This window comes from Sphingomonas morindae (assembly GCF_023822065.1).
Taxonomy (GTDB): domain Bacteria; phylum Pseudomonadota; class Alphaproteobacteria; order Sphingomonadales; family Sphingomonadaceae; genus Solisphingomonas; species Solisphingomonas morindae.
Window position 1 is genome coordinate 2879700 of record NZ_CP084930.1, and the last position, 11761, is coordinate 2891460.

The 11761-nt window shown below is 69.4% G+C and carries 8 protein-coding genes; 1 reads left to right on the forward strand and 7 read right to left on the reverse strand.

What is annotated here, in order from left to right; genetic code table 11:
* Window positions 1-5 precede the first annotated feature (5 nt).
* The 5 genes from LHA26_RS14115 to LHA26_RS14135 form a co-directional block, all read right to left on the reverse strand.
* A complete protein-coding gene (locus LHA26_RS14115; protein ID WP_252166228.1) occupies window positions 6-2810 on the reverse strand; it encodes a bifunctional transaldolase/phosoglucose isomerase in 2805 nt (934 codons plus the stop codon).
* The gene (tkt, locus tag LHA26_RS14120) at window positions 2807-4897 is read right to left on the reverse strand and encodes a transketolase (protein WP_252166229.1); all 2091 of its coding nucleotides are present in this window, start codon (window positions 4895-4897) and stop codon (window positions 2807-2809) included. The genes LHA26_RS14115 and tkt overlap by 4 nt, the downstream gene beginning before the upstream one ends.
* Window positions 4898-4978: 81 nt before the next feature.
* On the reverse strand, window positions 4979-5662 hold the full coding sequence (gene rpiA / locus LHA26_RS14125) for a ribose-5-phosphate isomerase RpiA (protein WP_252166230.1): 684 nt from the start codon (window positions 5660-5662) through the stop codon (window positions 4979-4981).
* 14 nt (window positions 5663-5676) lie between these two features.
* The gene (locus LHA26_RS14130; RefSeq protein ID WP_252166231.1) at window positions 5677-6195 is read right to left on the reverse strand and encodes a Ros/MucR family transcriptional regulator; all 519 of its coding nucleotides are present in this window, start codon (window positions 6193-6195) and stop codon (window positions 5677-5679) included.
* Between the two features lie 180 nt (window positions 6196-6375).
* A complete protein-coding gene (locus tag LHA26_RS14135) occupies window positions 6376-7329 on the reverse strand; it encodes a LysR family transcriptional regulator (protein WP_252166232.1) in 954 nt (317 codons plus the stop codon).
* Window positions 7330-7415: 86 nt separating this feature from the next.
* Between LHA26_RS14135 and LHA26_RS14140 the strand changes: the two genes are divergently transcribed.
* Complete coding sequence (locus tag LHA26_RS14140) at window positions 7416-7730, forward strand: hypothetical protein (protein ID WP_252166233.1); 315 nt, start codon at window positions 7416-7418, stop codon at window positions 7728-7730.
* On the opposite strand, the gene LHA26_RS14145 is transcribed toward LHA26_RS14140, so the two are convergent.
* Together LHA26_RS14145 and LHA26_RS14150 are read right to left on the reverse strand one after the other, a co-directional pair.
* Complete coding sequence (locus LHA26_RS14145) at window positions 7731-10067, reverse strand: hybrid sensor histidine kinase/response regulator (protein WP_252166234.1); 2337 nt, start codon at window positions 10065-10067, stop codon at window positions 7731-7733.
* 103 nt (window positions 10068-10170) lie between these two features.
* The gene (locus LHA26_RS14150) at window positions 10171-11688 is read right to left on the reverse strand and encodes a tryptophan halogenase family protein (protein ID WP_252166235.1); all 1518 of its coding nucleotides are present in this window, start codon (window positions 11686-11688) and stop codon (window positions 10171-10173) included.
* Window positions 11689-11761: the final 73 nt, after the last annotated feature.

Consider the following 11761-nt stretch of genomic DNA (forward strand, 5'->3'; position numbering starts at 1 on the left):
GGTGCTCAGGCGCCGAGCGCGGCCAGAAGGGCGGGGAGGCCGGCGGCCTCGTCCGTGAGGTGAACGCGCAGCACGCGCTGGCCGCGTTCGGCAAGAACATCGAGATCGCCCCGCGCCTGGGCCAGCTGGACGGTGCCGAAGCTGGCCTTGTTGCCGGGAATGGCGACATCCTCGGCGGGCGTCCGGGTGATCTCGAGGAAGAGACCCGAGACGGGGCCGCCCTTATAGGCCTGGCCGGTGGAGTGGAGGAAGCGGGGGCCGAAGCCCGCCACCGTCGCCACCTTATGCGCGTCGCGCAGCTTCACGCGGATCGCCTCGATCGCCTGCTCGTGCGCGGCGTTGCGCTCGAGATAGGCGAGCACGCCGATATAGTCGCCCGGCCCGGCCTCGTCGAAAAAGGCCTTGAGGATGGCGGCGCCATCGCCCGAGCCGCTCTTGCCCGACGGCGCGTAGAAGGCGAGCGGCCCCTCCTCGAAGAAGGGGCTCTCCGGGGTGAGCGCGCCGGTCTGCTCATAGGCGTTGACCAGCTCGCGCGTCTTGACCTTGGCGTCCTCGACATCGGGCTGATCGAAGGGATTGATGCCGATCACCGCGCCGGCGATCGCGGTGGCGACCTCCCAGCGGACGAATTCCTGCCCGATCTGCTCGGGGCTGTGGAGCGTGATCGTCACCACCGGCTGGCCGGCGGCCTTGAGCGCATCGAGCGCGGCGTGATCGGCGCTGCTGTCGCCCTCCAGATGGAGATGCACGAACAGCCGGTCGTCGCCATACTGATCGGGCGTGCCGAGCGGCTCGAGATCGACCGGAACGATCCCCTTGCCCTGCTTGCCGGTGCTTTCCGCCAGCAGCTGCTCGAGCCAGGCGCCGAACGGCCGCAGCTTGGGCGAGGGGATGATCGTCAGCTTGTCGCGACCCTGCGCGGCGGCGGTGCCGATGATCGCGCCCAGCCGCACGCCGGGATTGTCCGCCGGCGGCGCGTCCGGGCCGCACGAGAAGGTCATCGGCTTGATCGTCTCGAACAGGTGCGCGATGTCGACGCCGGTCGCGGCGGCCGGCACGAGGCCGAACACCGAGAGCACCGAATAGCGGCCGCCAATCCCCGGATCGCCGGCGAAGATGGCCGAGAAGCCCTTTTCCTGCGCGGCCTTCTCCAGCTTGGAGCCGGGATCCGTCACCGCCACGAAATGGCTGCCCGTCTCCGCGCCCAGCACCGCTTCGGCGCGCGCCCAGAAATAGGCGCGGAGCAGCTCGGGCTCCATGGTGGAGCCGGACTTGGACGAGACGATATAGAGGGTCGAGGCCGGGTCGGTCGCCTCGGCGACGGTGCGCACCTGGCCCGGATCAGTGCTGTCGAGCGCGTGCAGCGTGGGCGCGCCGGGGCCGCTGCCCAGGATCAGCCCGATCACCTCCGGCCCGAGGCTGGAGCCGCCCATGCCGAGCAGCACCACATTGCGGAAGCCGCGCGCGCGTTCGGCCAGCGCCGCCAGCTGCGCGCGATCGCCCTGTTCGCCGCGCGCGGCGGCGAGCCAGGCGAGCCACTTGCCCTCGTCGGCGCCGGTCCAGAGCGAGGCATCCTTGGCCCAGAGACGGCGCGACCAGCCACCGGCGCGCGCGCGCTCGATCGTCTTCTCGACCTCGCCCTGCAGGGCGGCGCCCAAATCCTCGTGCATGCCGGCCAGCTTGTCGCCCAGGAACTGGGTGCGCTTGGCGGCGACCGCGCCATAAAGCGAGTCCGCCGCATCGGCGAAGCTGCGCACGCCATCCTCGACGAGCGCGCTGGTCACATCGTCGAGCGACAGGCCCAGCCGCTCCACCTCGGCGAGCACATGGCGCGCCTCCTCGACATCGGCGACGAGCGTGTTGGCGACGGTGCCGTGGTCGCGGAAGGCGTCCATCGTCTTGGGCGGCATGGTGTTGACCGTGTCGCGCCCGATCAGCGTGTCGACGTAGAGCGTGTCGGGATAGGCCGGGTTCTTGGTGCCCGTCGAGGCCCAGAGCAGCCGCTGCGGCATCGCGCCCTTGGCCGCCAGCGCTTGCCAGCGCTGCGACGAGGACACCTCGATATAATGCTGATAGGCGAGCTTGGCGTTGGCAATGGCGACCTTGCCCTTCAGCGCCTTGAGCGCTTCCGCCTCGGCATCGCCGGATGCGACGCGCTCATCCACCTGCTTGTCGATCACCGCATCGATGCGGCTGACGAAGAAGCTGGCGACGCTGGCGATGCGATCCACCGGCTCGCCCCGCGTCACCCGCGCCTCGAGCGCGCTGATATAGGCTTCCAGCACCGCCTTGTAGGCGTCGATCGCGAAGAGCAGGGTGACGTTGATGTTGATCCCGGCGTCGAGCGCCTCCTGGATGGCGGGAACGCCCGGCGCGGTGCCGGGGATCTTCACCATCAGATTGGGCTCGTTCACCTCGGCCCAGAGCCGGCGCGCGGCGGCGATGGTCGTGTCGGTTTCCAGCGCCAGATAGGGCGAAACCTCGATCGAGACATAACCGTCCTTGGCGCCGAGACGGTCATAAACCGGGCGCAGCGTGGCGCAGGCGGTCTTGATGTCGGCGATGGCGAGCGCCTCATAGGCGGTCTCCACCGAGACATCCTCTTCGGCGATGTCGCGCTCGAGCTGTTCGTCATAGGCGTCGGAATGGCCGATCGCCTTTTCGAAGATGGACGGGTTGGAGGTGACGCCGGTCAGGCCATCCTCCTCCACCAGCTTGGCAAGGCCGCCCTTGTTCATGAAGGTGCGGTCGACAAAGTCGAGCCACACCGCCTGGCCGGCTTCGGAGAGTTGCTTCAGCGGATTGCTCACGCGTTCTTCTCCATCACTTCGCGGGCGACCTTCACCACATTCTCGACGGTGAAGCCGAACTTTTCCTGCAATTTCGCGATCGGTGCCGAGGCGCCGAAGGTGGACATGGTGATCGTCTTGCCGTCATGGCCGACATATCGGTCCCAGCCGATCTCGCCCGCCTGCTCGATCGCCACGCGCGCCCGCACCGCCGGCGGCAGCACGCTGTCGCGATAGGCCTGGTCCTGCTTCTCGAAACGATGCCAGCTGGGCAGCGAGACGACGCGGACGGCGGTGCCGTCGGCGGACAGCTGCTCGGCGGCCTTCAGCGCCAGCCCCACTTCCGAGCCCGTGGCGATCAGGATCACCGCTGGATCCGCGACCTCGGGATTGAGGACATAGCCGCCCTTGGCGACGCCTTCGGCCGAGGCGAAGCGGCTGCGGTCGAGCGTCGGCATGGGCTGGCGCGAGAAGATCAGGCAGGTCGGCGTGTGGCGCGATTCCAGCGCCGCCTTCCAGGCATAGGCAGTCTCGTTGGCGTCGCCGGGACGGATCACGTCCATGCCCGGAATGGCGCGCAGCGCGGCCAGCTGCTCGATCGGCTGGTGGGTCGGCCCATCCTCGCCGACGCCGATCGAATCATGGGTGAAGACGAAGATGGTGGGCAGCTCCATGATCGCGGCGAGCCGGATCGGCGGCCGCATATAATCGGAGAAGACCATGAAGGTGCCGGTGTAGGCGCGGATATAGGAGAGCGCCATGCCATTGGCGGCGGCGCCCATGCCATGTTCGCGGATGCCGTAATGAAGGTTGCGGCCGCCATAATTGTCCGCCTCGAACGAGCCGGCATCCTTGATGTCGGTCTTGGTCGAGGGGGAGAGATCGGCGGCGCCGCCGACCAGCCAGGGCAGCTTCGACGCGACCGCGTTGAGCACCTTGCCGCTCGCCTCGCGCGTGGCCATGCCCTTTTCGTCGGCGTCGAAATGCGGGAGCGCCTCGGCCCAGCCTTCGGGCAGCCGGCCGGCGGTCATCAGCTCCAGCTCGCGCGCGAGCTCGGGATGCGCCTCGCGATAGCGGGCGACCATCGCCTCCCATTCCTCGCGCAGCGGCGTGGAGCGGCCCGCCAGGCTCTGCTCGAAATGGCGCTTGGCCTCTTCGGGCACCAGGAATTGGGCGTCCTCGGGCCAGCCATAGCTCTTCTTGGCGCCGCGGATCTCCTCCTCGCCCGGCGCGTCGGAATGGGCCTTGTGCGTGCCCGCGCGAGTGGGGAAGCCGATGCCGATCACCGAATGGACCACGATCAGCGTCGGCTTGTCGGTGGTCGCCTTGAAGCGCTCGATCGCCGCCGCGAAGGCGCCGACATCCTCGGCGTCGTCCACATGGATGGTGTTCCAGCCATAGGCCTGGAAGCGCTTGGCGACATCTTCGTCAAAGGCGAGGCTGGTCTCGCCCTCGATGGTGATGTGGTTGGCGTCGTACACCCAGCACAGGTTGGACAGCTTGAGATGGCCCGCGATCGAGGCCGCCTCGCTCGCCACGCCTTCCATCAGATCGCCGTCCGAGCAGAAGACGTAGACGTCGTGATCGAAGATCGGGAAGCCGTCGCGGTTGAAATGAGCGGCGAGCCAGCGCTCGGCCATGGCCATGCCGACCGAATTGCCGCAGCCCGCGCCGAGCGGACCCGTGGTCGTCTCGACCCCGGTGGTGAAGCGATATTCGGGATGGCCAGGCGTCTTCGACGAGAGCTGGCGGAACTGCTTGATATCGTCGAGCGAGACGGCCGGCGCGCCGGTCGGGCGGCCATCGGCGTCCACCTCGATCACGCCGCCCAGATGGAGCAGCGCGTAGATCAGCATCGAGGCATGGCCGCACGAGAGGACAAATCGGTCGCGGTTGGGCCAGAGCGGCGTCTTGGGATCGTAGCGGAGGAACTTGGTCCACAGCGTCTCGGCGATCGGCGCCAGCGCCATGGGGGTGCCGGGATGGCCGCTATTGGCCTTTTGCACCGCATCCATGGCAAGGGTGCGGATGGTGTCGATCGCCAGGCGATCGGGGGAACCGTCCTCTACGACATGCGTGGAGGGGCGGGCGGATTCGATTTCGCTCATGCAATGATCCCCGATTGCGGACGAACGCCGCTCTGCCCCGCGAAACGGATCGGGGCAAGACCGGTTCCGAGATCACCGCCGTCAGCGATCGCGCTCCTGGCGCAACTCACCGCCGCAGAACAAAAAGTCGATCTCGCGCAGAAACAATCCATGGCCCATCACGCCGGGCAGGGCGGCCAGCTGGTCGGCCAGCGCCGCGGGCGCGTCGATCGGGCCGAAGCGGCAGTCGATCAGGAGATTGCCCTGATCGCTCAGCACCGGCGCACCGGCGCGGACGCGGAGCACCGGTTCGCAGCCCAGCGCCGCCAGCCGATCGGTGACGAAACGGCGCGCGAAGGGCAACACCTCGACGGGCAGGGGGCCGCGACCCAGTTGGGAAACCCGCTTCGAGTCGTCGATGATGCACAGCATGCGGCCGGCGGACTCGGCGACAATCTTTTCGCGCAGCAGCGCGCCGCCCGCGCCCTTGATCGCCCGGAGTGCGGGATCGACCTCGTCCGCGCCATCGATCACCAGATCGACGGCCGCGACATCCGCGAAATCGAGCATCGCAATGCCGGCCGCCACCGCCGCCGCCTCGGTGGCGAGCGAGGTGGCGACGGCGCGCACCGCCAGCCCCCCCGCCACCCGGCGGCCGAGCGCGGCGATCGCGAAGGCGGCGGTGCTGCCGGTGCCGAGCCCGACGAGCATGCCGGGCTCGATTTCCGCGACCGCCGCCTCGGCGGCGCGGCGCTTCTGATCGATCAAGGGAGAGAGGCTGGCCATGGCGCCGGAACGCCTCAGGCCTCGGCGGGTGCCGCCTTGCGGGGGCGGCCGCGCTTGGCCGGCGCGGGCGCGGCGCCGGTCTCGGCCTTGGCGGCCGGCTTGCGGCCGCGCTTGGCGGGCGCGGGCTCGGCCTCGACCTTCTTGCGGCCCAGGCCGATCTTCTGCGCCAGACCACGCCGCTGCTCGGCATAGGCCGGGGCCACCATCGGGTAATCGCGGGGCAGACCCCATTTGGTGCGATAGTCCTCGGGGCTCATGCCGTAATTGGTGCGCAGATAGCGCTTCAGCATCTTCAGCTTTTTACCGTCCTCGAGGCAGACGATATAATCGTTCTTCACCGAGGAGCGGACGGGCACGGCCGGCTCGGGCGCGGCCTGCGGTTCCGGCGCGGGCTGGGCGAGACTGGCGAGCGCGCCGTGCACCTGGGCGATAAGCTCCGGCACGTCCGCCGTGCTGACGGAATTGTTGGCGACATGCGCAGCAACGATCTCCACGGTGAGGCCGAGCAGCTCGTTCTTGGTTTCTTCGTCCATCCTTGCGCCTCCACGATACGCCCGCCGGCAAAATACTGCCTCGGACGGTGCCAATCGCCGCTATTCCGGTAAAAACACGGAAATGCAAGTTTTGATTATTTGTATGTGGGAATTACCCTAGACCGGCGTCAGATGAGTGGAGGACCATTCCCCTAATCAGGCGGCGGCGCGACAGGCTCGTCAGGCCGAGATGGGCGGCTCGACGGTCAAGGCGCCGGCGCTGGCCGTCCGCTCGCCTTTCTCGTCCAGCACCGCGCCGAAGCGCTCCAATAGCCAGCGGGCCGCTGGTCCCGGCGCCTCGTCCGCGCGCCATATGCCTTCCAGTGGATAGCTGACCTCGGGCTGGTCGGGCATGTCGAGCCGCACCAGGGCGCCGGAAAAAAGATCCAGTTCGACCAGCGGCACCGGCATGTTGCCCCAGCCTATTCCTTGCAGAAGCAGCGCATGTTTTGCGCCAAGGTCGCTGATGCGCCAGCTTCGGTCGCTCAGCACCGAGAAATCGCGACCAGCGGTGAGCGAGGATCGGTCGGTAAGCACCAGCTGGATATGATCGCGCCCCGCGCCCGGCAGCTGCGGTCCGGCGGCGAGCGGATGCTGCGGCGCCGCGACGGGCACCAGCGGCACGCGGCCCAGCGCCACCCGCTCCAGCTCCGGGAAATCGGCCGAGAGCGGGCCGCTGATGCCGATCGTGGCGCGGCGATCGAGCACCAGCGCGGTCACCGCGCCCAGCGCCTCGACATAGAGGCGCAGCGACACGGTGGGAAAGGCGGCGCGGAAGGCGTTGAGAACGGTGGCGAGGGGGCGGGGCGGCAGCATCACGTCCACCACCAGCCGCACCTCGGCTTCGAGGCCCTGCAACAGTCCCTTGGCCTTGGCGCGCAGCCCGTCCATGCCATGGGCGATGGTGCGCGCCTCGGCGAGCAGCGCCGTGCCCGCCACCGTCAGCGTGGGCCGCTTGGTGCCCTCGCGCTCGAACAGCGCGAGGCCGAGCTGCGCCTCGAGATTGGCGATGCCGTAGCTGATCACCGAGGTGGCGCGGTTGAGCCGGCGGCCGGCGGCGGCGAAACTGCCCGTTTCCACCACCGCCAGAAAGATGCGCAGCTGGTCGAACGTGGGCGTGCCTGGCGTCTGCATATCGAAAACCTCGAATAGAATGACGAAGTTTATCGCAGTTTCGCGTCAGGGTCAGCGTCGATAATCCGCATGGCGAGGAGACGATCATGACCAGCATGCCGAGCCAGCAGCCCCAGCTTTCCCCCATCGAATGGCAGGCCGTCACCGTGGCGCTGCGCGATGCCGAGCGGTGCGGCTGCGCCGGGCCGGCGCGCGCCAGCGGCCGCATCGCGCGCGTGTGGCGCTGGCTGACGGGCCTGGAGGCGCCGCGTCCGCTGGCGGATCCGCGGCTGGATACGATCCGCCGTTTCGTGTGCGCGGCGCGCCGCCGCGGCGAGCGCGCGCGCGAGATGGTGCCGGAGCTGCTCGGCTTCGGCTTCACCGCCGATCAGGTGGAAGCGCTGCGCCGCGTCGCCGCCTGATCAACCGCCCGCGAGATCGAGCAGCCGTCGCGCGCCCGCGCGGAAGCGGGGTTCGCGGTCCGCCTCGGGCCAGTGGCGCAGGCCCTGGTCGAGCGCCTCGGCCGCCTCGCCGAGCGCGGCCTCGCCGAACAGCGCGGCGCTTCCCGCAAGCTTGTGGAGCTGCGCCGCGATCGCGTCCAGCTCCGTAGGCGCCACCCGCTCTTCCGCCAGCAGCCCGCGCAGCGCGGCGATCGTCTCGCGCCGGCGCGTCCTGTACCGCTCGGCCAGATCGCCTTCGAGTCGCGCGGCGAGCGCCGAGGCGGTGCCCGACGCGGCGACGCTGGGCGGATGCGGCAGCAGCGCCGCCCGCGTCCAGCCATGGATCGTCGCGCGCAGCATGTCGAGCGAAGCGGGCTTGGCCAGATGCGCCTGCATTCCCGCCGCGAGGCAGGCGGCGACATCGTCCGGATAGGCATTGGCGGTAAGCGCCACGATCGGCAGCGTCGCGGCGTCGATGCCGGCCTCGCGGATGCGGCGCGTCGCCTCCAGCCCGTCCATGCCGGGCATCTGCACGTCCATCAGCAGCAGATCATAAGCGTGGACGCGGGCGCGCGCCACCGCCGCCTCGCCATGCTCGACCAGCTCGTAGCGGCAGCCGAGCTGGTCGAGCATGGCGGCGATCAGCCGCTGGTTCACGTCATGATCCTCGGCGACGAGGATGCGCGGCGCGAAGCCCGCTTCGTCCCGGCCCGGTGACGGCCTTTCCCGATCCTCCTCGGGCGGCGCGGGCGCGGCGACGAGGGGCAGGCGCAGCGCGAAGGTGGTGCCGCGGCCCGGCACGCTCGCCACCGCCAGCCCGCCGCCCATCAGCGTGGCGAGCTGGGCGCTGATCGACAGGCCGAGGCCGGTGCCGCCATAGCGCTGCGCCACCTCCGCCTCGGCCTGCACATATTCCTCGAAGATCGCCGCCTGGCGATCGGCGGCGATGCCGATCCCGGTATCCTCCACCTCGATGCACAGCCACGCGCCCTCCGGCCGGGCGCGCAGCGCCACCGTGCCGCTGGCCGTGAACTTGGCGGCGTTGGCGAGCAGGTTGAGGACGATCTGCCGCAGCCGCAGCCCGTCGCCCATCGTCCAGCGCGGCAGATCGGGATGGAAGTCGCAGCGCAGCGTCAGCCCCTTCTGGCGGATGGTCGGGTCGATCAGCCGGCAGCAGCCGGTCAGCGCGCCGGGCAGGTCGAACGGCTCGTCCGCGACCCGCATCTTGCCCGCCTCTATCTTGGAAAGATCGAGAATGTCGTTGAGCAGCCGCATCATGGCGCGCCCGGATTCGGCGATCAGCTCGGCATGGCGACGCTGCTCCGGCGTCAGCGTGCCGGCCAGCAGCAGATCGGTGAAGCCGAGAATGCCGTTCATAGGCGTCCGGATTTCGTGGCTCATATTGGCCAGGAAGGAGGATTTCGCGCCGCTCGCCGCCTCGGCCGCCTTGCGCGCCGAAATATCCTCCACCACCGTCACGAAGAAATCGGGGCTGCCATCGGCACGCCGCACCAAGGACAGCGTCAGCGTGATCCAGACGATGCTGCCATCCTTGCGGATGTAGCGCTTCTCCACGGCGTAGCGCGGCAATTCGCCCTGGAGCAACCGCGCGACGAGGCTGTCGTCGCGTTCCTGATCGTCCGGATGGGTGATGCTGCGGAAGTGGCGGTTGCGCAGCTCGTTCCGATCATAGCTGGTGATCTCGCAGAAGCGGTCGTTCACCATCAGGAAGGTGCCGTCCGGGCGCAGCAGCGCCAGCCCCACCGCCGCCTGGGCGAAAGTGGCGGCGAAGCGGCGGATCACGTCCGAATGCGCCGCCTCGGCAAGGCCGGTGATGATCGGCCCGGCGAGCAGCCGCGCGAGCAGCAGGTCGCGGTTCGAGAAAAGGCGCGGACGATCCGCCAGCAGCTTGAGAACGCCCACCACCTCGCCCTGGAAGGGCAGCGGCACCAGCAGCATGGAGCGCGCGCCGACACGACGGCTGGCGGCGCGGTTGACCCGTTCGTCGCCCTCGGTATCGAGACAGAGCTGCGCCTCGCCGGTGGCGATCACCTCGCCGGACAGGCTGCGCGCCATCTCCAGCCGCAATCCCACCGCGTCGGCCAGCCGCGGGCTTGCGGCGCGATACACAAGCGCGTCGCCCTCGCGCATCTCCACCACCGCGCCAAAGGCCTGGGGCACGATCCGCACCGACCCCTCCGCCACGATCTCGAGGATGCGCTGGACATCGCCGCCGGCCTCGACGACGGCGGATTGAAGCGCGAGCAACTCCTGCGACCAGCTCCCGATCGGGATGTCGCCCCACTCGGGTTCCGCCATGCCTACCTCCCGGGGTGCGGAGGTTGGCGCCCCGGCGCGGGCCCGGCAAGCCGCGGCACGGCGGCGCCGGGCTTACTTATACGGAAGTGTGAGGAGCGCTTCCTCAGGCCGCCGGCGCGGCGCAGCGCTCCGCGATGAAACGCGCGTGCGGCACCGCCAGCGCGGCGGCGCGATCGATCGCCGCGCGCATCCGCGCCATCGCCGAGTCCAGCTCATCGGCGGTGAAATAATCGGCCATGGGATCGTGGCGCTCGGGCCAGAGATCGAAACCGGCATACATCGAGAGCCAACTCGGATCCTGGAAGGATTCCCACTCGTAGCGCGCCAGCGCGCCGCGGCTGCGGAACAGGCGGAGCTTGTGCGCCAGCTTGTCCGGCAGCGGCGCGGCGCGCACCGCATCCCAGAGCGGCTCGCCGACGCGGCCATTGGCGGCGTAGTGGAGCAGCAGGAAATCGCGGATGCGCGCATATTCGAGCGCGGCGATGCGATTATATTCGTCCGCCAGCGCGGGATCGAAATGGCGGTTGGGGAAGAGCTGGGTGAGCCGCTCGATCCCCGTCTGGATAAGGGTGATGCTGGTCGATTCCAGCGGTTCGAGAAAGCCCGCGGCGAGGCCGAGGCCGACCACATTGCCCTGCCAGAAGCGGCGGCGATGGCCGGTGCGGAAGCGGATCAGCCGCGGCTCGCCCAGCGCCTCGCCTTCCAGCCGGCCGCGCAGCACCGCCGCCGCCTCGTCGTCCGAGAGGTGGCGGCTGGCATAGACATAGCCGTTGCCGACGCGATGCTGGAGCGGAATGCGCCACTGCCAGCCGGCCGCCAGCGCGGTGGAGCGGGTGAAGGGCGAAAGCGGGCCGCCATGGGCGCAGGGCATGGCGACGGCGCGGTCGCAGGGCAGGAGATCGCCCCATTCCTCATAGTCGACGCCCATCGCCTCGCCGAGCAACAGGCTGCGGAAGCCCGAGCAGTCGATGAAGAGATCGGCCTCGAGCCGGCGCCCGTCGCGCAGGCGGACGGCGGCGACGCGATCGCCCGCCCGCTCGACGCCCTCGATCATGCCGTCGACATGCTGCACGCCGAGCGCCTGGCGCGCGCGGGCGGCAAGGAAGCGCGCGTAGAGGCCGGCATCGAAATGCACCGCCCAATCGAACACGGCGAGATCGTTCGCCGGCGCTTCGGGCGGGAGCATCACCGTGCCGGCCTCGGCCATGCGCGTGCACAGGCTATAGGCCGAAAACGGCGTGGCATCGCCTTCGGCGCGCCGCTTGAGCCAGAAATGGTGGAAGGGCACGCCGCGCGAGGCCATGCCGTACAATCCGAAAGGATGGAAGAAGCGCGTGCCCGGCTTCGCCCAATCGACGAATTCGATGCCGAGCTTCATCGTGCCCTGGGAGGCGCGCATCACCTCCTCGCCGGTCACGCCGATGTCGCGGAAGAAATCGCGGATGCCGGGCACGGTCGCTTCGCCGACGCCGACCGTGCCGATCTCCGCGCTCTCCACCAGCGTGATCGCAACCGATTGCCGGGCCAGGCGGCCGGCGAGCAGCGTCGCCGCCATCCAGCCGGCGGTGCCGCCGCCGACGATGAGGATTGATCGGATGCGATCGGGATCGGCCTCGCGCATTCTGCCTCCGCTGCGCTGTCGTTCAACAAAAACCCCGGCGAGCATGGCGCTCGCCGGGGCCTTTCCGTCAACC